Genomic DNA, 22,199 nt, shown 5'->3' with positions numbered 1-22,199 from the left:
CGAGGAGTGCGATCATGAATGCTCCGGCCGTGGCTGCCGAAACGCGCCATTCTTCTTCCGCCGCCGCGCCTGCCGGCACGCGCGTCGCCGTGCAACCGGTGATTCTCGCCGGCGGCTCCGGCACGCGCCTGTGGCCGATGTCGCGCGAGCGCTTTCCGAAACAGCTGATCGGCTTGCTCGGCGAACATTCGTTGCTGCAGTCGACCGCGCTGCGCCTCGACGGCCTGGCGGGCGATCATCCGCTCGCCGACGACGTGCTGATCGTCTGCGGCGAGGATCACCGCTTCACGACCGCCGAACAGCTGCGCCTGACCGGCAAGTCCGCGTCGATCATGCTCGAGCCGGTCGCCCGCGACACCGCGCCCGCGCTGACGCTCGCCGCGTTGCGGCTCGTCGCCGACGGCAACGACGCGGTGATGACCGTGATGCCGGCCGACCATGCGGTGGCCGACCTGCCGCGCTTTCACGCCGCGGTCGCGGCCGGCGTGCACTGCGCGAAGCAAGGCCGGATCGCGACGATGGGCATCGTGCCCAGGCACGCCGAAACCGGCTACGGCTACATCCGCGTCGGCACGCCGCTCGGCGACGCCGCGACGGGCGGCCTCGACGTACGCCGCCTCGATCGTTTCGTCGAGAAGCCGCATCTCGAACTCGCTCGGCAGTACGTCGCATCGGGCGAATACTGGTGGAACAGCGGGATCTTCATCGTGCGCGCATCGGTATGGCTGAAGGCGATCCGCCAGCTCGAACCCGCGATCTACGCGGCCTGCGAACAGGCCGTCGCCCAGGGCAAGGCCGACGGCGATTTCTTCCGCGTCGATCGCGACGCATTCGCCGCGTCGCCGTCGAACTCGATCGACTACGCGGTGATGGAGCCGCTCGCGAGCCTGCCGCAACTGTGCGAGAGCGTCGTCGTGCCGCTCGACGCGGGCTGGTCGGACGTCGGCTCGTGGGATGCGATCTGGCAGATCTCGGAGAAGGACGAAGCCGGCAACGTCGGCCGCGGCCACGTGCTGCTCGAAGACGCGGAATCGACGTTCGCGCATTCGGAAAGCCGGCTCGTCGCCTGCGTCGGCACGCAGAACCTCGTCGTCGTCGAAACGCCCGACGCCGTGCTCGTCGCGGACAAGTCGCGCGTGCAGGACGTGAAGAAAATCGTCGGGCGCATCAAGGCGCAACGCGGCGCGGAAGCGTCCGATCACCGCAAGGTGCATCGCCCGTGGGGCCACTACGATTCGGTCGACATGGGCGAACGCTTCCAGGTGAAACGCATCGTCGTGAAACCGGGTGCGCGACTGTCGCTGCAGATGCACCACCACCGCGCCGAACACTGGATCGTCGTGCGCGGCACCGCGCGCATCACGCGCGGCGACGAAACGTTCCTGCTGTCCGAAAACGAATCGACGTACATCCCGCTCGGCGTGTCGCATCGCCTCGAGAACCCGGGCAAGATGCCGCTCGAGCTGATCGAAGTGCAGTCGGGCGCGTATCTCGGCGAGGACGACATCGTCCGCTTCGACGATACCTACGGACGGCAGTGACGAGTGCCGGATGAACAAGGGCGCCGTCGACGGCAGCGCCCTTTGTTGCAAGCATCGCGCGCGGCGCGCAACGCACCGCGCGCGGGACTCGACCTCAACCGACCCGATAGGCGAGCCGGTCGCTCTGCACCGGATCGTTGCGGCCGTCGGCCAGCGACGCCGAGTGGCGCTCGGCGATGAAGCGCTTGATGTCCGACTCCGCCTGCGCGAGCGCGGACAGCCCGGCGAGCACGGGCACGCTCTGCGGCGCGCGCGCCGGTTCGTCGCTCGCGCCATGGCGATCGATCCACTGACGTGCCCAGTCGAGCGCGAACTGCTCGGCTTCCTCGGCATCGGTGAAGCGCGGGCCGATGAGACCCGAACGCTCGACGCGCCGGTCGTCCTGCGAGATCTCGGCCCACGCGCGATACATCAGGTTCTGCACGGGCTGCGCGATGCCGCGGATCGTATAGCCGCGATACGTGTCCACCTGCGGCTCGGTCGTGAAGCTCGCGGTGGACGCGCGCGAATGATGGCGCTCGCTCAGGCCCGCGGCCGGCTCGGCGGCGGCAGGCGCGCCGGGCACGATGAACGCCGGCTGCGCCGGCACGTCCGTTTCGCTGCGCGACGTCGCATCGTCGCGACGCCAAACGTTTGCCTGCATGCCCTGCAATTGCGGCAATTGCCACGACTCGGGGTTCTGCCAGAACACGCCGCGCAAGCGATCGTTGTCGGGCACGGGCTCGGCACGGCGTGCGGGCACGACCGGCACCGGCGGCGGCGGGATATACGCGAACGTGCGCCCGCTGAACTGGGTCAGCACGTCGATCATCTGCAGCAGCGTGCCGGACGCCAGCCACTCCTCGTAACGGCGACGGCACGTCGGCCCGGACGGATAGCGACCGGGCAGCTTCGACCAGGCTTCACCGGTCGTCAGGATCCAGAGCACCGCGTTCGCGACGACGCGCGGTTCGGCTCGCGGACGCCCACGACGGTTCAGCCGGATGGGTTCATCGGCGATCAGCGTTGAAAGACGAACCCACTCTTCATCGTTAAGCTCATCGAAGAACATAGTAGATCTCTCCACGCAGCCAGGCCGGGGCTGCGATTGGCGGCGCCGTCGCGACACATCGCGTCGCGGGGCGGCCAGGTTGCACATTATGGTTATCCGGTGTTGTGCATGCCATCGCAACACGCACTAAGGCGGTGCCGCGAATCGCGGCAATGATGCACAAATCACGGTCTCACTCCAATGTGGGAATTTTTGTGCACGAAGCATACCATCCCTAGGGTTTATCTCAATATGACAATGACTTAATGTTACGCACTGAAACAACATGGGATCGATCAAGATCAAATTTATAGATGAATTTCTTTACGCGAACTTTATTCGACCGCCTGCGAAGCCCCGTCTGGCGGGGCTGTTCCGGATGCCTGCCGCGCCCGCCCGGCGGCGCTGCCGATACGGTTCAGACCCCTTCAAGTAATATTCACCGGATCAATGGCTCAAAATCGGTAATTCACGGAAAATTCGTAACAAGATATTTTCCGATCGGTAATTCATTCGATTGCACTTGATTGGACTTTTCCTTGTGCACAATCTTTTTATTGTTTCTCGCCGGACAGTGACAGGGATCTGACGCCGCACGCGTCATTGCAGGAATGCGAATGCAGCGAAGCGCCGCTGCATGTTTCGATGCAGTGGCGCGCAGGCGCTTGCAATATGCCGAGCCTTGTCGCGCAGCTAGCGCAGATCTCCGACGAGCGATGCCGCGACGTCTTCCTCGATGCGTCGTGCCGGCACGGCGTAGGCCGGGTGATCGCAGCCGATCGACAGCGCCGCCCCGCCCTTGAGCGCCGCGCGCATCGGCGCGTCGAGCTCGAAGCGCACGAAGTGCACGGCCGACGTCTTCTCGGCGTTGTCGCGCTCGAGATCCTCGTCGGCGATCGCATAGATGCGCGCGTGCCCGTCGACCTGCAGGTACACGCGATCCTCGACACCGATCAGCCGCGCGAGCGCCGCGCGCCGTTCGACCTCGTGCTCGTACTCGATCTGCATCGTCGCCTTCAGGTTCGTGCCGTCGGGCACGAGCGGCAGATACGCTTCCAGCTCCCCTTCGATGCCGGCCTGGTCGAAGATCTTCTCGATGTGCAGCATCTCCTGGATCTGATAGCGGATCGTCGTCTCGTCCTCGAACAGGAAGCGCAGGTGGTTGCCGAGCGCTACCGCGCGACGGCGCTTGTACGCGACGAGCCGCGCGTGTTCGGCCTTGCGGATCTTCGCGTACGCTTCGAGCGTCAGCAGGGAGTCGCGGGTGAGCGTCATGAGCTGTCCTTCGTTGATCTGGAATTGATCTGGATCAAATGCCGTACGCGCGGCGCAGCAGCGTGAGCGGATGCGCGAGCGGCGCGGCCGGCAGCCCGTTGTCGTCGATGCCCTGCACGATGTGATGGCCGGCCAGTGCGCAGTCCGACGACACGAAATCCGGCTGCGGCTCGGCCATCGCCTTGAACACGGGCCCGCCGATCCGCATCGCGTCCGCATGAAACGCCTTTTTCACGCCGAACGTGCCCGCGTGGCCCGAGCAACGCTCGACGACGTTCACGCGCGTATCGGGCACGAGCGACAGCGCGTCGGCCGTCTTGCGGCCGATGTTCTGCACGCGCGCATGGCACGGCACGTGATACGACACGGTGCCGAGGCCCGTCTTGAAATCGGTCTTCAGCAACCCGTCGCGATGCCGCGCGATCACGTATTCGAACGGATCCCAGAATGCGTCGGCCACCGCGCGCACCGCGTCGTCGGCGGGGAACATCAGCGGCAGCTCGCTCTTGTACATCAGCACGCAGCTCGGAATCGCGCCGATCAGCGCATAGCCTTCGCGCGCATAGCGTTCGAGCACGGGCAGGTTCACCGCCTTCTTCGCGGCCACGCCGGCGAGATTGCCCTGCTCGAGCAGCGGCATTCCGCAGCAGGCTTCGCGCGTGACGAGCTCGTAAGGGATGTCGTTGTGCGCGAGGATCGCGAGCAGGTCGTGGCCGATGCCCGGCTCGTTGAAATTCACGTAGCAGGTCGCGTAGATCGCGACCTTGCCTGGCGTGCGTTCGCCGTCGCGCACGGGCAGGCCGTCCGACGGTTTCGCCGCGCGCCGGAACTTGCGCGGCGCGAATTCCGGCAGCCACGCGTGGCGATCGACGCCGAGCGTCGCTTCGAGCGCGTGGCGCGCGGGCGGCGTGCGGTTCACCGCGTTCACCGCCTGCGTGACGATCGGAATGCCGGCAAAGTGGCCGAGCGCGTCGGTGTTCGACAGCACCTTGTCGCGCAACGTCGCTTCGCCGCGCTGGTAGCGCGCGGCCTTGCCGCGCAGCATCAGGTGCGGGAAGTCGACGTTCCATGCGTGCGGCGGCACGTACGGGCATTTCGTCATGTAGCAGAGGTCGCACAGGTAGCACTGGTCGACGACCTTGCCGAACGCCTCCTTCGGCACTTCCTCGATATCGCCCATCGGCGTGTCGTCGACCAGGTCGAACAGCGTCGGAAACGCGCCGCACAGCGACACGCAGCGCCGGCATCCGGCACAGATGTCGAACACGCGCGTCATTTCCGCGTCGATCGCGGCCTGGTCGTAGAACGCGTCGGACTGCCAGTCGAGCGGATGCCGGGTCGGGGCTTCGAGACTGCCTTCCTTGTGAGGCATGGGGCGCTCCAGCGGGACGAAGAGGCGCGCGCTCGCGCGCCGCCCGCGTCACGCGAGCGTCACGTGAACTGCGAGCAGCGGCGCACGGCAAACGGCGGGCGGGCGCCGGCCGCGCGGGTCAGTCGACGAGACTGTCCAGCGCCTTCGTATAGCGGTTCGCGTGGCTGCGTTCGGCCTTCGCGAGCGTCTCGAACCAGTTCGCGATTTCGTCGAAGCCCTCGTCGCGCGCCGTCTTCGCCATGCCCGGATACATGTCCGTGTATTCGTGCGTTTCGCCGGCGATCGCCGATTCGAGATTCTGTCGCGACGAACCGAACGGCAAGCCCGTTGCCGGGTCGCCGACGGCTTCCAGGTATTCGAGATGGCCGTGCGCATGGCCGGTTTCGCCTTCGGCGGTCGAGCGGAACAGCGCGGCGACGTCGTTCTGGCCTTCGACGTCAGCCTTCGAAGCGAAATACAGATAACGCCGGTTCGCCTGCGATTCGCCCGCGAATGCGGCCTTCAGGTTCTCTTCGGTTTTGCTGCCCTTGAGTTGAGCCATTTGCGCCTCCGTGCATGCCGGCGCGGCCGAGCGCCGAGCCAGCCGTGGATATGTGGGGAACGATGCGTGCGCCACGGCGCGCGCATCGTGCTCTTCAATCTAGGCGTTGACGCCGGCATCCCCCAATAGGCTTTTTCAATCCGCACGATAGCCGGGCGGCGGGCTCACGCGTCCGTCGCGCGCCTGAGCAGCAATTCGCGCTCGCGCTCGTTGCGCGTCATTTCCGCCGCGCGGCGGAATTCGGCCTTGGCCTCGTCGGCGCGGCCAAGCTTCGCCAGCAGGTCGCCGCGCACGCTCGGCAGCCAGTGATAGCGCGCGAGCGCGGGATCGTCGCGCAGCACGTCGACGAGTTCGAGCGCCGCGGCGGGCCCGAACGCCATCCCGACGGCCACCGCGCGATTCAGCTCGACGACGGGCGACGGCGCGACTTCCGCGAGCGCATCGTACAGCGCGACGATCTGCGCCCAGTCCGTATCCGACGCCTGCCGCGCGCGCGCATGGCAGGCGGCCAGCGCGGCCTGCAACGCATACGGCCCGCGCATGCCGCCGAGCTTCGTCGCGCGTTCGAGCGCCGCGAGGCCGCGCCGGATCAGGAGCGGATCCCAGCGGCTGCGATCCTGGTCGAGCAGCAGGACGGGCCGGCCCTGCGCGTCGGTACGCGCGTGCATGCGCGACGCCTGCAGTTCCATCAGCGCGACGAGCCCGAGCACCTCGCTCTCGTCGGGCACCAGCCCGGCCAGCACGCGGCCGAGCCGCAGCGCCTCGTCGCACAGCGCCGGGCGCGTCCAGTCGTCGCCGGCGGTCGCCGCGTGGCCTTCGTTGAACACGAGGTAGATCACCTCGAGCACCGACGCGAGCCGCGCGGGCCGCGCAGCGGCGGCCGGCACCTCGAACGGCACGCGCGCGGCCGCGAGCGTGCGCTTCGCGCGCACGATCCGCTGCGCGATCGTCGGCTCGGGCGTCAGGAACGCGCGTGCGATCTCGCCCGTCGTCAGCCCGCCGAGCAGCCGCAGCGTCAGCGCGACGCGCGCATCGGTCGACAGCACCGGGTGGCACGACGTGAAGATCAGCCGCAGCAGATCGTCGCCGATGTCGTCGTCGCTCGCGTCGGCGAGCACCTCCGCGATGTCGGGCACGACGTGCGCTTCGAGCGCGTCCATCTCGTGGCCGAGCTGGTCGCGCTTCGCCGCGTGGAGCGACTCCTGCCGGACCCGGTCGAGCGCGCGACGCTTCACGGCCGTCATCAGCCACGCGGCCGGGTTGTCGGGCACGCCGTCGACGGGCCAGTGCTCGAGCGCCGCGACGAGCGTGTCCTGCGCCAGCTCCTCGGCCACGCCGACGTCGCGCACCACGCGCGCGGCGCGCGCGATGATCTTGGGCGCCTCGATCCGCCAGACCGCTTCGATCGCACGGTGAGTCGCCTCGAGCGTCACGACGCCGGCCCCGGCGCGGTAGCGTCCTGCGCAATATGCGTCAGCTCCCATGCGTGGCCGTCCGGATCGTCGAACGAATGGCCGTACATGCCCGGATACTCCAGCGGCGGACGCGGCGTCGTGCCGCCGGCCGCGAGCGCCTTCGCGACGATCGCGTCGACCTCGGCGCGGCTGTCGCACGACAGGCACGTCAGCGCCTGCACCTGCGTCGCCGGATCGACGATGGTCTTGCCGGTGAAGGTCTGGAAAAACGGCCGCACGAGCAGCATCGCGAAAATCGTGTCGCTGATCTTGATGCAGGCGGCCTGTTCGTTGGTATAGGCCGGCACCGGCTCGAAGCCGAGCGCCGCATAGAATGCCTGCGCGCGCGGCAGGTCGGCCACGGGGAGGTTGATGAAGATCTGCTTGTGCATCGCTTGCGCTCCTCGTGAATGTGCGTTCAGCGGCCGAAGCCGCGGGCGGCCTGAAGCTCGCGGAACCGCTCGACCGCTTCGCTCGGCGTGAGGTCGTCGAGCTCGAACAGCGGCCGCACCTCGATCTCGCAGTCCATTTCGGCGCCGAACGGCGCGGGGAACCGGCGCGTCCATTCGAGCGCCTCGTCGCGCGAACGCACCTGGATCAGCGTATAGCCGGCGATCAGTTCCTTCGTTTCGGCGAACGGGCCGTCGATCACCGTGCCCTTGCCGCCCGTGTAGCGCACGCGCCAGCCGCGCGCGCTCGGCCGCAGCCCGTTCGCGTCGAGCAGCACGCCGGCCTTGGCCAGTTCCTCGTGGTAGACGGTCATGGCTTCGACCAGCCGGTTGTCCGGCAACGCGTCGGATTCGCTGACGGCGTTCGCCCGGATCATGATCATGAATCGCATCGTTCGCTCCTTGTTTCGATGGTCGGAGGCGCCGCGCGCCGGCGCCCTATCCGAACGACGCGCGAGTCGCCGGCGGATCGACGCACGGCACGATGAATCAGGGTAAACACCAAGACGATTCGCTCGACGTCACAGGAAGCACGGGCCGACCGCGCGCACCTCGACCGTGCACCATTGCGCGGCCGGGCACTGGCGCGCGATCTCGATCGCTTCCTCGCGGGTGTCGACGTCGACAAGGAAGAAGCCGCCGACCATCTCCTTCACCTCCGCGAACGGGCCGTCGAGCAGGCGCGTCTCGCCGTCGCGCACCTGCACGCGCGTGCCGCGCTCGGAACGCTCCAGCGACTCGACGCCGCGCAGCACGCCGCGCGCCTTCAGGTCCTGCGCGAAATCCTGCATCCGCGCGTACAGCGCCTGGCCTTCGTCGAGCGTGCGCTCGGCGCGCTGGCCGGTCGGCTCGACAATCAACAGCATGTACGCCATGAAATTCTCCTCTGGGTAGTCCGGTGGTGTGGCTGCGGGCGCGGGGTACGCCGCATGGCCCGCTTCATCGATGGCCCGCCATTCCGGGCCGGCGCCGCCCGGCGGTCCATTCGATCGCGCCGGGCGCGGACGCCCGAACGCCGTCACGCGACCGCATTGCGCCATTCTCCGCCGGACGGCCGCCGCCCGACACCTGTCCGGACGGCCTATTTCGACCACTTCATTACATCTTCCTGTCACCATGCGACCCTGACCTTTCGATTTTTTCAGCCGAGTCGCGCCATGGATCTCTCTTTGCCGTCATACGCCCTTGCCGCTTCCCTCGTCACGTCCGCCCCGGCGCTCGCGGCCGCGCCGCCGGTCAGCGCCGGCTGCGGCGGCGCGGCGACGCCCATCGCCGCGATTCAGGGCGGCGCAGGCCCGTCGCCGCTGGCCGGGCAAACGACCTCGATCGAAGCGGTCGTCACCGCGGACTTCGGCGGCGCCGACGGTTTCGGCGGGTTTTTCGTCCAGCAGGCCGACGCGCAGCGACGGCACCGGCCGGGCGTATCGGAGGGCCTGTTCGTCTATGCACCGAAGGCGCGCGCGACGGCCGGCGACGTCGTCCACGTGACCGGCAGGATCGAGGAGAAATACGGGCAGACGCAATTCACGCTGTCGGGCGGCGTGACCGTCTGCGCACGAGGGCAGACCGTCACCCCGGCGACGCTCACGCTGCCGGTCGACGCCGCGTCCGTGTTCGCCGCTCACGCGGGCATGCGCGTGCGCCTGCCGCAAACGCTGACGGTCAGCGATACCCACGCACTCGGCCGCTACGGCAGCGTCGTCCTCAGCCACGGCCGGCTGCGCGCGCCGACGCATCTCGTCGAGCCGGCCCGGGCCGCCGCGCAGGCGGACGCGAACGCGCGCAACCGCATCGTCCTCGACGACGGCTCGAGCAAGCAGAACCCCGCGACCGTGCGCTATCCGCCACCCGCGCTCAGCGCCGCCAACACGCTGCGCGCGGGCTACACCGTGCGCGGCGTCGAGGGTGTGCTCGAGCGCCGCTACAACACGTGGCGGCTGCAGCCGGTGCCGGGTGCGGCCGCGCCGGTATTCGAGCGCGCAGCGAATCCTCGCGCCGACGCGCCCGCGCGGCATCCCGATGCCGACGTACGCATCGTGTCGTTCAACGTATTCAACTATTTCAATGGCGACGGCCACGGCGGCGGATTCGATGCGCCCGCCAACCGCGGCGCGAAGACGCCGGCCGATTTCGCGCGGCAGGAGGCGAAGATCGTCGCGGCATTGCGCGCGCTGCGTGCCGACGTGATCGGGCTGATGGAAATCGCGAACAACGGCCACGGCGACGCGAGCGCCGTGCGGCGTCTCGCCGCGCAGCTTGGCGAAGGCTGGCGCGCGGTCGAACCGGGCGCCGCGCGCCTTGGCGGCGACGCGATCGCGGTCGCGCTGCTCTACGACAGCCGCGCGGTCGCACCGGCCGGGCGCGCGGCGACGCTCGCGATCGGCAACCTGAACCGTCCGCCGCTCGCGCAGACATTCCGGCGCATGGGCGGCACGCGCGCGTTGACGGTCGCGGTCAATCACCTGAAATCGAAGAACTGCCCGAACGCGACCGGCGCCGATCTCGACCGGTCGGACGGCCAGGGCTGCTGGAATGCGGCGCGCACGCGCGCGGCCGAACGCATCGCCGGCTGGCTCGCGGGTAATCCCACCGGCGCGACCGCGGAAGGCGTACTGCTGATCGGCGACCTGAACAGCCATGCGAAGGAAGATCCGGTTCGCGCGCTCGAATCGCGCGGCTACGCGAACCTCGTCGCGCGTTTTCGCGGCGACGACGCGTACAGCTACGTATTTGGCGGCGAGGCCGGCAGCCTCGATCACGCGCTCGCGACGCCGGCCCTGACCGCGCGCGTCAAAGCCGTGCACGTCTGGCACATCAACGCCGATGAACCGGTCGCGCTGCAATACACGCCGGGCTACAAGACGCGCGAGCAGCAATCGCGCTACTACGCGCCTGACCCCTACCGCTCGTCGGACCACGATCCGGTCGTGATCGATCTCGCGCTCGGGGATCGCGCCTGCGGCCATCGCCGGCTAAATTTACCTGCATTCCTTACAAATTCCGTCATTTTTACCTGCGCGACGGATTCACCTGAATCGGCCGCGCGTCGTTGACTGCACGCCGGCCCTGCGGGCGAAAAAAAATGCTCCTCCCGTCGCGCCATGCCTGGCGGGGCTTCGCGCGTCGTGCACCGACGAAACTGAAAGCGTGTGACGAAACTCCCCCGCGTCGGGCGAATCACATAAGTTGGAGCGACTTTTTCGTGTCTTCAATTCTGCTTGGTTCACGGAGGATAAACACCATGGCGCTCACCGACTCGATCGAACACAAGCTGGACCGCGGCCTGTCCGACATCCGTCGCACCGGACGCCGCGTGGGGCGCAGCACCCGTTCCGCTGCGCGTAACCTGAACGCGGATACGCAGGACGATCTGCGCGAACTCGTCAACGAACTCGAGGATTTGTTGAAGAACGATGGAGACGACATCGCCGCGCTGCGCAAGCGCGTGCAGTCGCGTCTCGATGAAGCGCGCAGCACGCTCGACGTCGCATCACATTCCGCGGCCGCCCGGCTGCGCGATTCCGCCGAACGCGTGTCGCAGGTCGTGCAAGACAACCCGTGGCAAACCGCCGGCGTCGTTGCCGGCCTCGCGTTCGTTGCGGGCCTGCTCCTTGCTCGTCGTTGATCCCGATCGGCCATTGCGTCGTTCCCAACCCGACAACGAAGGAGAACAAACATGCGAAAGACTCTCGTGTTCCAGGCCGCCGCCGCCGTCCTGCTCGGCAGCCTCGCGCTCGCCGGCTGCACGACCACCCCCGACAAGAGCCCGCCCGCCGCGGCGAGCGCGTCGAAGCGCCAGTCGATCGACGCCAGCGTCAACGCGACGCTCTCGCGCCTCTATTCGACGGTGCCGGGCTCGCGTGAACTCGTCGCGAAATCGCGCGGCGTGCTCGTGTTCCCGAGCGTGCTGCAGGCCGGCTTCATCGTCGGCGGCCAGTCCGGCAACGGCGCGCTGCGCGTCGGCGGCAGCACGGTCGGCTACTACAACACGTCGTCGCTGTCGGTCGGCCTGCAGGCCGGCGCGCAGTCGAAGGCGATCGTGTTCCTGTTCATGACGCAGGATGCGCTCGATTCGTTCCGCAAGTCCGAAGGCTGGTCGGCTGGCGCCGACGCGTCGGTGGCGGTCGTGAAGGTCGGCGCGAACGGCGCGGTCGACTCCAACACGGCCACCGCACCGGTCGAGGTGCTGGTCCTGACCAACGCTGGCCTGATGGGCGACCTGTCGGTGAACGGCACGAAGGTCACGAAGCTCAACCTCTGACGCCGGGCGGCCGCGCGCCGCACCCGCGTCGTTCCTCCAGCGCCGCTGGCTGAGGGCCTGTTCACGCTAATAACGGGCTTGCGCTGGCCACCAGAAGGGCCGAGCGCAAGGAATGCGACGAAGCGAATACTCGACGTATTCGTGAGGAGCATGACGCGGCGATCGGCCCTTCTGGCGGCCAGCCCCGTAGGCCGGCCCCCACGAATGAATTTTCAAGATCAGGGGAACGTGCCTTTCCGCCCGCATGGCGGCGTCGTTCGTCGTTGCAATAGCTACGGCTATTGCGCCTCCTTGTATCTTTAAGTCTGCGGGCGGAAAGGCACGTTCGCAAGCCCGTTATTAGCGTGAACAGGCCCTAGCCCGCGGCGTTTTCATGCGCACGCCGTCCGCGGCAACTATGACTTCCGCGCCTTTGCGGGCATACTCCGGTTCGGGCCGTCCCGGACACGCCGGGCCGACGGATTTCACCCTCACGCGGTTGCCACCATGGATAGCGGACACGACCACCAAAAATTCTTCTATTTCCTGCTGGCCGCGGTCACCGTCGGACTCTGCTGGATCCTCGCGCCGTTTTCCGGCGCCGTGTTCTGGGGCACCATACTCGCGATCCTCTTCCAGCCCGTGCAGCGGTGGCTCGCCGCACGCTTCGGCAAACGGCGCAACCTGGCCGCGCTCGTGACACTGTCGCTGATCGTGCTGATCGTGATCCTGCCGCTCGTGTTCGTCGCCGCGACGCTCGTGCAGGAAATCGCGTACGTGTACCAAGAAATCAAGACCGCGCAGCCGAACTATTCGCAGTACTTCCAGGACATCATCCACGCGCTGCCGACGTCGATCCAGCACCTGCTGCAGAAGTACGGGCTGACCAACATCCCGGGCATCCAGAAGAAACTGACCGACGGCGCCGCGCAGATCAGCCAGCTCGCGGCCACCCAGGCGCTCAGCATCGGCCAGAACACGTTCCAGTTCGTCGTGAGCTTCGGCGTGATGCTGTACATGGTGTTCTTCCTGCTGCGCGACGGCGGCGAGATCGGCCGACGCGTGCGCCGCGCGCTGCCGCTCGACGACGAGCACAAGAACCTGCTGCTGGCCAAGTTCACGACGGTCGTGCGCGCGACGGTGAAAGGCAACATCGCGGTCGCGCTCGTGCAGGGCGCGCTCGGCGGCCTGATCTTCTGGATCCTCGGGATCGAAGGCGTCGTGCTGTGGGGCGCGCTGATGGCGTTCCTGTCGCTGCTGCCCGCGATCGGCGCGAGCCTCGTATGGGTGCCGGCCGCGCTCTACTTCCTGATGATCGGCGCGGTGTGGAAATGCGCGATCCTCGTCGCGTTCTGCGTGGGCGTGATCGGCCTCGTCGACAACCTGCTGCGCCCGATCCTCGTCGGCAAGGACACGAAGATGCCGGACTGGGTCGTGCTGATCTCGACACTCGGCGGGATGGCGCTGTTCGGCATCACCGGCTTCGTGATCGGGCCGCTCGTCGCCGCGCTGTTCATGGCGAGCTGGGACATCTACGCACGCGCCGAACAAGCCGAGTGACGCAAGCCGCGCCCGCGGGCGCGGCTTGCGTCACATTATCGCCGGCCGGTTGCGAATGACAGGCCGCGCAATGCAATATCCACATCCGGGCCGGGAAATACGGGCGAGTTCCGCCCGTCACGGATGAAGAATCTTCATCACGATCGGCCCGGCCGCACCGGCATCCGACGCCGCAACCGTCATCGTTCCGCCATGCGGCCCGACCCGATACGCGCCGTCGGCGCGCGGCGGCACGATCCGCCGGCTGGCCGCATCGCGCCACGTCGCGCGCACGCCGAACGCTTCCGGCTGCCCCAACGGCACGCCGAGCACATCGGCCAGCACGATGCGCGCGCCCGGCAAGCGCCGGTCGTGCGCATCGAACGTCACCGCCACTGAAGCGTCCCGTACATCGACATCGGCTGCCCGTTCGCTCACGGCGACGGACGGCGCCGCGAGCGTGACGTCGTATTGCGCGACGAGCGCGCCGGAAAAGCTCACCTGCCCGGCCGCACCTGCCCCCGATGCGAACAGCGCGGCGCACATGCCCGCCAGCAGCGCGCACAGCGTGCGGTTGCGCGATACCGCACCGGTTGCGCCCGTTGCGTTCGTGATCGCCGTTGCTTCCCGCTGCCGCGCTGCCTGCATCTGTCGCCTCTCCCTTGCCGTTCATCCGGAAACGGCGGCGTGACGCACGGGTCATGCCGCCTTGCATGTCGGCATTCACTTTAGGGAGAAACGTCGAGACAACATATCGGACGAGTCCGAAAACGAGATCGGACAATACAGACACCGTCCCGATATGACGTTTCATGACAATCTGGCCGTCGCGGCAGCACGCGCTCGGCTCATGCGGCTCACGCGTCCGGATCGACGCGCAGCACGAGCTTGCCGCGATGGTCGCCGTCGAACAGGCGATTCAGCACGTCGGGCGCGTTTTCGAGACCATCGGCAACGGTTTCCTCGGCCTTGAGCCGGCCGTCGCGCAGCCAGCCGGAAAGCGTCTGCACGGCCTCGCGGCTCTTGCGATAGTCGAGGATCAGGAAGCCGCGCATCGTCAGCCGCTTCGAGATCAGCACGCCGACGTCGTCCGCCGCACGGCCGCTGTTGTAGTTCGAGATCACGCCGCACAGCGCGACGCGCCCGCCGATCACCATCCGCGAAAGCACCGCGCGCATCACCTCGCCGCCGACGTTCTCGAAATTCACGTGCACGCCGTCCGGCGTCGCGGCCTTCAGCTGCTGACGGAAATCGTCGGCCTTGTAGTCGACGGCCGCATCGAAGCCGAGCGTCTCGGTCAGGTAGCGGCACTTGTCTGCACCGCCCGCGATACCGACCACGCGCGCGCCATGGATCTTGCCGATCTGGCCGGCGATCGAGCCGACCGAGCCGGCCGCGGCCGACACCACGAGCGTCTCGCCCGGCTGCACCGGCGCGATGTCCGTCAGCCCGTAATACGCGGTCAGTCCGCTCATCCCGCACGCGCCGAGCAGCGTCGGCAGCGGCAGGCCCGACTGCGCGGGCAACGTCACGAGCTGCGCGGCCTGGTCCGCCGGCACGAGCGCGTAGTCCTGCCAGCCGACGAGCCCCTGCACGAGATCGCCTGCCGCGAAACCCGCGTTGCGCGACGCCACCACGCGCCCGATGCCGAGCGCGCGCATCACCTCGCCGATCGCCACCGGCGGCAGGTACTGCGGCACGTCGCTCATCCACACGCGGTTGGTCGGGTCCATCGACAGGTACAGCACGCGCACGAGCACCTCGCCGTCCGCGAGCGCCGGCACGGGCGCTTCGACGAGCGAGAAATGTTCGCGGCCGACCCGCCCTTCCGGGCGCGTCTTCAGCAGCAGTTGGCGGTTCACGGGTGTGGACACGATGTTCTCCTCCGGTCGTTGTTGTTCGGGGTGCGCGTCAGACCGCGCACATGCCGCCGTCGATCACGAGTTCGGCGGCCGTCACGAAACGGCTCTCGTCGGACGCGAGATACACGGCCGCGTGCGCGACGTCGTCCGGCTCGCCGAGCCGGCGCAGCGGAATGCCGCGCGCGAGCTTGCGCGTCGCGTCGCGTTCGCCGAGCGACTGGAACAGCGGCTCGACGATCCCCGTGCGAATGAACGCCGGGTGAATCGAATTGCAGCGCACGTCGATCTCGCGGCGTGCGCAGTCGATCGCGACCGACTTCGTGAGCGACGCGACCGCCGCCTTCGATGCGTTGTACGCGGTGAAATCCGGCTCGACCTTGAACGCGGCGACCGACGAGATGTTGATGATCGATGCGGGATGGCTTTCGGCCAGATACGACAGCGCATGCTTGCAGCCGAGCACGATGCTCTCGACGTTGATCGCCATCACGCGCCGCCATTCGTCCAGCTCGATTTGCGCGGGCGAGCCGATCGAGCCGACGCCCGCGTTGTTGACGAGCACCGACAGCCCGCCCATCGCATCGACCGCCTGCGCGAGCAGCGCCTGCCAGCGCGCTTCGTCGCGCACGTCCTGGGTCGCGGCGAACGCGACCGGCGTCGCATGGCCTGCGTTGAGTTCCTGCGCGAACGCGTCGAGCACCGCCGCGTCGGCGATGTCGGTCACGAACACGCGCGCGCCCTGCTCGACCATCCGGCGCGCGATCGCGCGGCCGAGGCCGCCTGCGGCGCCCGTGATGTATGCGCACTTGCCGGCAAGGCGCGAAGAAACCACAGTCATCTGTCCGACTCCCGTAAATGATCCGGCGCCGCCGCAGCCCTGCGCAGCGTGCGCCCGGCGGCAAACGCACGGCCAGCGTACGCGAATGCCGCCAATCGATGAAATGAATATTCGTTATGCCCGGTCATAGGCCGTGTTCATGACCGGCGAAGCGGCGCGCACCCCGGCCGCCCCGCCCGCGCTCACCCGGCGACGCCCGTGATCAGCAGCAGGTTCGTGCCGGTGATGACGACGAACAGCGCCCACGCGACGGCCTGCATCCCGCGCCCGATCGTGTGCTCGCCCATCGTGTTGCGATCGCTGACCGAGCGGATCAGCGGCCACATCGCGAACGGCAGCTGCAGGCTCAGCAGCACCTGGCTCCATACGAGCAGCTTCCCGACCGAGCCGTCGCCGAGCCACAGCACGCCGATCAGCGCCGGCACGAGCGCGAGCCCGCGCGTGATCAGCCGGCGCTGGTAGCACGGAATCTTCGTGTGCAGGAAGCCGTCCATGATCACCTGGCCGGCGATCGTGCCGGTGAGCGTCGAACTCTGCCCCGACGCGAGCAGCGCGATGCCGAACAGCAGCGCGGCCGCGCCGCCCGCGATCGGCGTGATGAGCCGGTACGCCTGCTCGATGTCGGTCACGTCGTGCTGGCCCGTCGCATGGAATGCCGCGCCCGCGACGATCAGGATCGCCGCGTTGACGAGCATCGCGACGAACAGCGACACGCAGGTGTCGATGCGCACCAGCGCGAGCGTGTCGCGGATCACCCCGCGCGCACCGCCGACCACCCGCCGCGTCTGCACGACCGACGAATGCAGGTACAGGTTGTGCGGCATGATCGTCGCGCCGACGATGCCGAGCGCGAGCACGATCGCGTCCTTGCGGTCGTGGCCCGGATCGCCCGGCACCAGCCCGCCGGCCACCGCGTGCCAGTCGGGCGGCGTGATCGCGACCTGCGCGACGAAGCAGAACGCCATCGTCGCGATCAGCGCGAGCACGATCGCCTCGATCTGCCGGAACCCCTTGCCCTGCAGGCCAAGCACGATCACCGTGTCGAGCGCGGTCAGCACGATCCCCCATGCGAGCGGCACGCCGAGCAGCAGCTTGAACGCGAGCGCGCAGCCGAGGACTTCCGCGATGTCGCACGCGATGATCGACACCTCGGCGGTCACCCACTGCACGACGCGGCCGAACCGCCCGTAGCGGTCGTAGCTGGCCTGCGCGAGATCCCTGCCCGCCACGAGGCCGAGCCGCGCCGCGAGCATCTGCAGGAAGATCGCCGCGAGGCTCGAGAACGCGACGACCCACAGCAGCGAATAGCCGAACTGCGAGCCGGCCTGGATGTCGGTCGCCCAGTTGCCGGGATCCATGTAGCCGATCGCGACCAGCAGGCCGGGGCCGAAGAAGCGCTTGAGCTTCTGCCAGCGCGGCGCGCCGGCATCGATCGTGATGCTGCCCTTTACTTCCGACGGGCAGAAAGGGGCGGTGGCGGTGGTGGGAAAAAAGGGCATGGCGCGGCGTCACTGAGACCGGAACGCCGTGATTGTACGAAAGCCGGCCCGCCCGGCGCCAACACCGCTCGCCGTTCGCCCGTCGGGGCGAGCGTCAACCGCGATGCTCCGCCATCCTTGCCGCCTCGGGGAAAACGCCGTGAAATCCGCGGGGCCCGACCTCGATCACGCCGCGAACCGCTTCGCCCCCCGTCAGGGCGCGAGCCCGCAGGACCGCTGCATCGGCGGCGCATACGGCAGTGCGATGCCGACCTTCGAGATCCGCGCGCGCTCGCTGGTGCGGTATTCGGTCGGCGACATCAGCATCCGCTGGCGGAACAGCTTCGCGAGCCGCTCGCCGCTGCCGAACCCGGTGCGGCGCGCGACCTTGTCGGCCGGCAGCGTCGTGTGGACCAGCATGTGGCAGGCACGCTCGAGCCGCACGTGCTGGACGAATTCGGTCGGCGTCACGCCGATCTCCTTCTTGAAGCGCCGCAGGAAATTGCGCTCGCTCATCGCGGCGGCCTGCGCGGCGTTCGCGATCGAGATGCGGTTGACGCTCTGCGCGCGCAATTGCTGCATCGACGTGCGGATCGACGGGCTAGCGCTCAGTTCCCGGATCGCCCACATCGACTGGACGAACCGCTCGTCCACCGGCCGCGAGATATGGCGGGTGATCTCTTCCACCGCGCCGTCGCCGAGATCGTGCCGAAACATGTCCATGACCGCCGACAGCACATCCGCCGCCTGCTCGGACGGCTCGACGTCCTTCGCCGCCGATACGAGGCTCGCGGTGGCGAGCGACGCGGCGTCTTCGCGCGCGCTCTCCCACTTCGACGCCGCGATCGTCGCGAGCTTCATCCCGTCCGCGACCCAGCGGGCATTCGCCTGAAGGTCCCGCAGCCGGCGCAGCAGGTCCTCGTTCCACGCCACGAGCGCGTGATCGCCGTGCAGGTGAAAGAATGCGTAGGCACGCCTGCCATGATCGTCGTCCAGCGCATCGGTCGCGACCTGCACGCCCGATGAAGACTGGAGCAATCCGCCGTTCGCGGACACGAATCTCAACTGATACGCCGCGCAGACGGTCTGCGAGCGATTGGCGAGATTGAAGGCCTCGACCAGACGCGCGGCCTGTGCCATCGAAAACCCCGCGCTCAAAAAAATGACGACTATGCGTTGTTCATTTGCATCCACTTGCCGAGCCCTCGACTCTTACTGCCTTTTCTCTCAGACACGCTTATGTATTTTTCGAAGCTTGCGCGCGACAGCCACCTGTTCCAAAGCGTTCGCATCATATCTTCTGAGGTACGTTTCTTGACAGTATTGTCCGACCCGGACAGGGTTATGGCGGATTGAAACAAGACGACCCGCCACCTGATTCCCGCCATTCCACTAAGGAGCGGAACAACGCGCGATCCTATATTCCGCCCGGCCGCTGCTTAATATCGATGCAAACGAGGCCCCGTGGCGCTTGCGCCAATCCCTCCAATTCAACTTAACGATCTCAATATTTCTTAAACACAATCCATCCGAAAGCATCCTTCACTTAAATCAATCAAAATTGAGCAATTAAACCAACGACGCAATCGCAAACGTGCAAACGTTTTCGTTTCAAAATTGAAAGCCCTTTGAATACACATATTGCGGCGGGAACCCGTCCATGCATTGTCGGAACTCGACAGGACGTCGACATATCCGTGTGCGCGTGCGCCTCTTATACTCGCTGCGCCGATCCAGCCCCATCTGGATCGGACGCATATCCTACGGATATCTGGCCTGGGTTCCGGCTCGTCCCTCGTGCGGTCGGGCCCCATTGCGCCGACCGGCCGCCGGTCGGCTTTTTTTTCGTCCGCCGGGTCTCCGCCGAACGCGTCGAACGCCCGCACGCCGCGCGGCGCCACGACGCGCATCCATTAGAATCGACCTCCGCGATCCACCACTCCCGCGTCCCGTGCCCGTCGATCTCCGTCTCGACCTGAACCTGTTTCGCGTGCTCGACGCCGTCTACGTGCATGGCGGCATCGGCGCGGCCGCCCGCGCACTGCACCTGACGCAACCCGCGATCACGCACGCGCTCAATCGCCTGCGCATCCAGTTCGACGATCCGCTGTTCGTGCGCCAGGGCAACCGCGTCGTGCCGACCGAGCGCACCCGCGCAGTCATCGCCGATGTCCAGCGCCACCTGAAGGGCCTGCAGGGCACCGCGCGCACGCCGTCGGCGTTCGATCCCGCGACGCTCGACCTGAGCATCGCGGTGGGCATTCGCGACGTGCTCGAATCGATCGCGCTGCCGCGGATCGTCGCGGCGTTCGCCGACGAGGCGCCGGGCCTGCGGCTCGTGAGCCGGCGCGTGCCGATCCGCGACGTCGAGCGCGAACTCGCAGCGGGCAACCTCGATCTCGCCGTCGATCGCCGCGTGCCGACCGGCCCGCGCATCGCCACCGAACACCTGCTCGACGATTCGCTCGTCGTCGCACTGCGCCGCGATCATCCGCTCGCGAACGGCCCGCTGCGGCGCGGCGACTATTTCGCGGCGCAGCATGTCGCGGTATCGTCGCTCGGCGAGCCGCAATCGCTCGACGTGCTGCTCGGCAACGACGGCCGCTTTCGCGATATCCGGCTCACCTGCCAGCACTATTTCGCCGCGCGCCAGATCGCCGCGACCGGCAACCTGCTGGTCACGCTGCCGCATTCGTACGCGCTGCGAATGACGGACCTGCTGCTGATCGCGGTGCGGCCGCTGCCGTTGCGGCTCAAGCCGTTCCCGCTCCTCGCGTACTGGCACGAATCGCGCGACGTCGATCGTGCGCACCAGTGGGTACGCGAACGCGTGAGCGCGCTCGTGCGCGGCTGCGTCCCGCCGGCCCAGCCGGCGCGCATCGGCACGCCGCGCGCGTGAACGGGTATGCTGGCGGCTGCGGCCGCCGCGCAGCGCGGCCGCTTTTCGTTTATTGCCATCGGAGCTCCGCCATGTCGCTCATCCATGCCGCCGCCGTCCTCGACGCCGATGCGCCCGATTACGTCGTCAACCTGCAAGCCGGCTCGCATGCGCTGACCGGCGACGAAGCGGAACGCGAAGGCGGCCGCAACCGCGGGCCGGCGCCCTATGAATTCGTGCTGGCCGGCCTCGCGCAATGTACGGCCGCGACGTTGCGCATGTACATGCAGCGCAAGGCATGGCCGGCCGCACGCATCGACGTGCGCACCGAGCTGCATGCCGATCGCGAAGGCACGCAGTACGTGCGCCGCGTCGTGACGCTCGACGGCCCGCTCGACGACGCGCAACGCCAGCGCCTCGCTGAAATCTGCGAAAAGACGCCGGTCACGCAGTTCATCAAGCGCGGCACGCGGATCGAGACCACGCTGCGCTGACGCGCCGCCACAATGAAACGGGCGGGCCGCGCAGCGCGCACGGCCCGCCCGTCAACTCCGTCGCGCGGCGCTTACAGCCCGAGCGCGGACAGGTCGAGCTTGCCGTCCTTCATCGGCGGGCACCAGAAATACGCGCCCGTCAGCGGCCGCGTGAAGCGGAACAGGCCGTCGACGATCCCGTCTTCCGCGCCGCTCATCCGGCGCATCTGCACGTCGAACGCGCGGAACGAGCAGCCGAACGCCACGAAGTAGAGGCCCGCGCGGCGCGCGTCCGCCCACGGCGACGAACGGCGCAGCATGAACGCTTCGGGCTCGAAGCTTTCCTGCGCGGTGCGCTTCACGTGCGCGAACTCGGGTGCGTCGTCGAGTTCTTCGTTGTCCGAGCGGCGGCGCCCGATGATGTTGTCCATGTCGCCCGACGGAATACGCTCCATCTGCTCGAAGTCGTGCAGCCATTGCTGGACCGCGACGAAGCTCGCACCGTCGAGCCCCGCGCCCTGCCCGGCGACGATCGCCGCGGCCACGGCTTCGTCGCCTTCGGGGTTCTCGGTGCCGTCCTCGTAGCCGGACAGGTCGCGATCGTTCGAATAGCGGAAACCGTCGACCGCATCCTGCAGCGCAAACGCCGGCGCGAGCGCGCGTTCGATCGCCCGCGCGCGCAGCACGATCTCGCCGCGATCGTCGCCGCGCAGCCAGACCCACACGTCGGCCGGCGTCGCCGGCAGCGCGCGGTCCTTCACCGCGAACGCCGGGAATCCGGTCAGGCCCGCGATCGAGCGGCCCAGGCCCGACGCGAGCGAACGGCCGAACCCGACGACCGTGTCGCGTCCGTCGACGATCTCGCGCAGCGCGGCCAGCGCCGCCGCCACATTGCCGTCGTTCGACATCGTGAAAGTGAGGTATCGGGCCGCCGTATCGATCGGGGTCAGGATGCCTTGCTGAACGTCGCTCATCGTTTCCTCAGGAATGTATCGTGAATCTGCGAATCTGCGTTTGGCGGCCGCTTGGGCCGGCGCGCGCCGGGCCTGCGTCAGGCCTTCGCACGGCGCGCAGCCAAGCAGTTTAATCGATGCGCACGCCCGTATCGACGCCGCAACGCCGCATTCGTCAGACATTGCAACCGCCTTGCGACTGCTGATAGAATCGCTCCACGTCTTTTCGGCGTCCTTTCAACCGTTCACTTCAGGGGAGGTGCAGATGTTCCCAAT

Annotated in this window: 21 protein-coding genes; 7 read left to right on the top strand and 14 right to left on the bottom strand. The window is 67.7% G+C overall.

Annotated features, from left to right (window positions below; translation table 11 throughout):
• Nucleotides 1-14 precede the first annotated feature (14 nt).
• Nucleotides 15-1,541, top strand: coding sequence for a mannose-1-phosphate guanylyltransferase/mannose-6-phosphate isomerase (locus WT26_RS23985; protein WP_069274113.1), 1,527 nt, complete (start codon nucleotides 15-17; stop codon nucleotides 1,539-1,541).
• A 94-nt stretch (nucleotides 1,542-1,635) separates the two neighbouring features.
• On the opposite strand, the gene WT26_RS23980 is transcribed toward WT26_RS23985, so the two are convergent.
• From WT26_RS23980 to WT26_RS23945, 8 genes are all read right to left on the bottom strand, one after another.
• Entirely contained in the window at nucleotides 1,636-2,592 is a 957-nt protein-coding gene (locus tag WT26_RS23980) for a transposase (RefSeq protein WP_069274112.1), read from the bottom strand.
• A 672-nt stretch (nucleotides 2,593-3,264) separates the two neighbouring features.
• Nucleotides 3,265-3,846, bottom strand: a complete 582-nt coding sequence (locus WT26_RS23975; RefSeq protein WP_069274111.1) for a DUF3501 family protein — start codon at nucleotides 3,844-3,846, stop codon at nucleotides 3,265-3,267.
• A gap of 34 nt (nucleotides 3,847-3,880) precedes the next feature.
• Nucleotides 3,881-5,218: a heterodisulfide reductase-related iron-sulfur binding cluster gene (locus WT26_RS23970; protein ID WP_059521939.1), complete on the bottom strand. Its 1,338-nt coding sequence runs from the start codon at nucleotides 5,216-5,218 to the stop codon at nucleotides 3,881-3,883.
• A gap of 118 nt (nucleotides 5,219-5,336) precedes the next feature.
• On the bottom strand, nucleotides 5,337-5,759 hold the full coding sequence (locus WT26_RS23965; protein ID WP_027791020.1) for a rubrerythrin family protein: 423 nt from the start codon (nucleotides 5,757-5,759) through the stop codon (nucleotides 5,337-5,339).
• 164 nt (nucleotides 5,760-5,923) lie between these two features.
• Complete coding sequence (locus WT26_RS23960) at nucleotides 5,924-7,192, bottom strand: RNA polymerase sigma factor (protein ID WP_069274110.1); 1,269 nt, start codon at nucleotides 7,190-7,192, stop codon at nucleotides 5,924-5,926.
• The gene (locus WT26_RS23955) at nucleotides 7,189-7,605 is read right to left on the bottom strand and encodes a VOC family protein (protein ID WP_069274109.1); all 417 of its coding nucleotides are present in this window, start codon (nucleotides 7,603-7,605) and stop codon (nucleotides 7,189-7,191) included. Before WT26_RS23955 ends, WT26_RS23960 begins: the two co-directional genes overlap by 4 nt.
• A 26-nt stretch (nucleotides 7,606-7,631) precedes the next feature.
• Complete coding sequence (locus WT26_RS23950; protein WP_069274108.1) at nucleotides 7,632-8,054, bottom strand: YciI family protein; 423 nt, start codon at nucleotides 8,052-8,054, stop codon at nucleotides 7,632-7,634.
• Nucleotides 8,055-8,183: 129 nt separating this feature from the next.
• On the bottom strand, nucleotides 8,184-8,537 hold the full coding sequence (locus tag WT26_RS23945; protein ID WP_069274107.1) for a YciI family protein: 354 nt from the start codon (nucleotides 8,535-8,537) through the stop codon (nucleotides 8,184-8,186).
• Nucleotides 8,538-8,819: 282 nt separating this feature from the next.
• Here WT26_RS23945 and WT26_RS23940 point away from each other — a divergent pair, with 282 nt between their 5' ends.
• The 4 genes from WT26_RS23940 to WT26_RS23925 all read left to right on the top strand — a co-directional run bounded on the left by WT26_RS23940 (nucleotide 8,820) and on the right by WT26_RS23925 (nucleotide 13,462).
• Nucleotides 8,820-10,715 carry an ExeM/NucH family extracellular endonuclease gene (locus WT26_RS23940; RefSeq protein ID WP_155774691.1) on the top strand — a complete coding sequence of 632 codons (1,896 nt, stop codon included), beginning with the start codon at nucleotides 8,820-8,822 and terminating at the stop codon, nucleotides 10,713-10,715.
• Between the two features lie 188 nt (nucleotides 10,716-10,903).
• Entirely contained in the window at nucleotides 10,904-11,287 is a 384-nt protein-coding gene (locus WT26_RS23935) for a DUF883 family protein (protein ID WP_069274106.1), read from the top strand.
• Between the two features lie 51 nt (nucleotides 11,288-11,338).
• The gene (locus WT26_RS23930) at nucleotides 11,339-11,923 is read left to right on the top strand and encodes a YSC84-related protein (protein ID WP_069274105.1); all 585 of its coding nucleotides are present in this window, start codon (nucleotides 11,339-11,341) and stop codon (nucleotides 11,921-11,923) included.
• A gap of 486 nt (nucleotides 11,924-12,409) precedes the next feature.
• The gene (locus WT26_RS23925) at nucleotides 12,410-13,462 is read left to right on the top strand and encodes an AI-2E family transporter (protein ID WP_069274104.1); all 1,053 of its coding nucleotides are present in this window, start codon (nucleotides 12,410-12,412) and stop codon (nucleotides 13,460-13,462) included.
• 117 nt (nucleotides 13,463-13,579) lie between these two features.
• Here WT26_RS23925 and WT26_RS23920 read toward each other — a convergent pair whose 3' ends face one another.
• From WT26_RS23920 to WT26_RS23900, 5 genes are all read right to left on the bottom strand, one after another.
• Nucleotides 13,580-14,089, bottom strand: a complete 510-nt coding sequence (locus WT26_RS23920; RefSeq protein WP_069271013.1) for a hypothetical protein — start codon at nucleotides 14,087-14,089, stop codon at nucleotides 13,580-13,582.
• 209 nt (nucleotides 14,090-14,298) lie between these two features.
• Nucleotides 14,299-15,315: an NADP-dependent oxidoreductase gene (locus WT26_RS23915; protein ID WP_059665661.1), complete on the bottom strand. Its 1,017-nt coding sequence runs from the start codon at nucleotides 15,313-15,315 to the stop codon at nucleotides 14,299-14,301.
• A gap of 37 nt (nucleotides 15,316-15,352) precedes the next feature.
• The gene (locus WT26_RS23910) at nucleotides 15,353-16,141 is read right to left on the bottom strand and encodes an SDR family oxidoreductase (RefSeq protein WP_059521513.1); all 789 of its coding nucleotides are present in this window, start codon (nucleotides 16,139-16,141) and stop codon (nucleotides 15,353-15,355) included.
• A gap of 182 nt (nucleotides 16,142-16,323) precedes the next feature.
• Nucleotides 16,324-17,640, bottom strand: coding sequence for an Nramp family divalent metal transporter (locus WT26_RS23905; RefSeq protein WP_069274103.1), 1,317 nt, complete (start codon nucleotides 17,638-17,640; stop codon nucleotides 16,324-16,326).
• A gap of 192 nt (nucleotides 17,641-17,832) precedes the next feature.
• Entirely contained in the window at nucleotides 17,833-18,759 is a 927-nt protein-coding gene (locus tag WT26_RS23900) for a helix-turn-helix domain-containing protein (RefSeq protein WP_069274102.1), read from the bottom strand.
• An 811-nt stretch (nucleotides 18,760-19,570) separates the two neighbouring features.
• On the opposite strand from WT26_RS23900, the gene WT26_RS23895 reads away from it, so the two are divergent.
• Together WT26_RS23895 and WT26_RS23890 are read left to right on the top strand one after the other, a co-directional pair.
• Nucleotides 19,571-20,518 (top strand): LysR family transcriptional regulator, encoded by a 948-nt coding sequence (locus WT26_RS23895; RefSeq protein WP_069274101.1) that lies wholly within the window; start codon nucleotides 19,571-19,573, stop codon nucleotides 20,516-20,518.
• A 71-nt stretch (nucleotides 20,519-20,589) separates the two neighbouring features.
• The gene (locus tag WT26_RS23890) at nucleotides 20,590-20,991 is read left to right on the top strand and encodes an OsmC family protein (protein WP_069274100.1); all 402 of its coding nucleotides are present in this window, start codon (nucleotides 20,590-20,592) and stop codon (nucleotides 20,989-20,991) included.
• Between the two features lie 71 nt (nucleotides 20,992-21,062).
• On the opposite strand, the gene WT26_RS23885 is transcribed toward WT26_RS23890, so the two are convergent.
• Nucleotides 21,063-21,944, bottom strand: a complete 882-nt coding sequence (locus tag WT26_RS23885) for a Dyp-type peroxidase (RefSeq protein ID WP_069274099.1) — start codon at nucleotides 21,942-21,944, stop codon at nucleotides 21,063-21,065.
• Between the last annotated feature and the right edge of the window lie 255 nt (nucleotides 21,945-22,199).

It is taken from the genome of Burkholderia cepacia, assembly GCF_001718835.1.
Classification (GTDB): domain Bacteria; phylum Pseudomonadota; class Gammaproteobacteria; order Burkholderiales; family Burkholderiaceae; genus Burkholderia; species Burkholderia cepacia_F.
This window is presented reverse-complemented; position numbering and strand designations above follow the sequence as displayed.

Coding starts and splice junctions, on each gene's coding strand:
- WT26_RS23955 (WP_069274109.1), bottom strand. CDS start 7,605: ATGCACAAGCAGATCTTCATCAACCTCCCCGTGGCCGACCTGCCGCGC.
- WT26_RS23985 (WP_069274113.1), top strand. CDS start 15: ATGAATGCTCCGGCCGTGGCTGCCGAAACGCGCCATTCTTCTTCCGCC.
- WT26_RS23890 (WP_069274100.1), top strand. CDS start 20,590: ATGTCGCTCATCCATGCCGCCGCCGTCCTCGACGCCGATGCGCCCGAT.
- WT26_RS23970 (WP_059521939.1), bottom strand. CDS start 5,218: ATGCCTCACAAGGAAGGCAGTCTCGAAGCCCCGACCCGGCATCCGCTC.
- WT26_RS23930 (WP_069274105.1), top strand. CDS start 11,339: ATGCGAAAGACTCTCGTGTTCCAGGCCGCCGCCGCCGTCCTGCTCGGC.
- WT26_RS23910 (WP_059521513.1), bottom strand. CDS start 16,141: ATGACTGTGGTTTCTTCGCGCCTTGCCGGCAAGTGCGCATACATCACG.
- WT26_RS23945 (WP_069274107.1), bottom strand. CDS start 8,537: ATGGCGTACATGCTGTTGATTGTCGAGCCGACCGGCCAGCGCGCCGAG.
- WT26_RS23940 (WP_155774691.1), top strand. CDS start 8,820: ATGGATCTCTCTTTGCCGTCATACGCCCTTGCCGCTTCCCTCGTCACG.
- WT26_RS23935 (WP_069274106.1), top strand. CDS start 10,904: ATGGCGCTCACCGACTCGATCGAACACAAGCTGGACCGCGGCCTGTCC.
- WT26_RS23905 (WP_069274103.1), bottom strand. CDS start 17,640: ATGCCCTTTTTTCCCACCACCGCCACCGCCCCTTTCTGCCCGTCGGAA.
- WT26_RS23950 (WP_069274108.1), bottom strand. CDS start 8,054: ATGCGATTCATGATCATGATCCGGGCGAACGCCGTCAGCGAATCCGAC.
- WT26_RS23980 (WP_069274112.1), bottom strand. CDS start 2,592: ATGTTCTTCGATGAGCTTAACGATGAAGAGTGGGTTCGTCTTTCAACG.
- WT26_RS23920 (WP_069271013.1), bottom strand. CDS start 14,089: ATGCAGGCAGCGCGGCAGCGGGAAGCAACGGCGATCACGAACGCAACG.
- WT26_RS23885 (WP_069274099.1), bottom strand. CDS start 21,944: ATGAGCGACGTTCAGCAAGGCATCCTGACCCCGATCGATACGGCGGCC.
- WT26_RS23900 (WP_069274102.1), bottom strand. CDS start 18,759: ATGGCACAGGCCGCGCGTCTGGTCGAGGCCTTCAATCTCGCCAATCGC.
- WT26_RS23975 (WP_069274111.1), bottom strand. CDS start 3,846: ATGACGCTCACCCGCGACTCCCTGCTGACGCTCGAAGCGTACGCGAAG.
- WT26_RS23965 (WP_027791020.1), bottom strand. CDS start 5,759: ATGGCTCAACTCAAGGGCAGCAAAACCGAAGAGAACCTGAAGGCCGCA.
- WT26_RS23925 (WP_069274104.1), top strand. CDS start 12,410: ATGGATAGCGGACACGACCACCAAAAATTCTTCTATTTCCTGCTGGCC.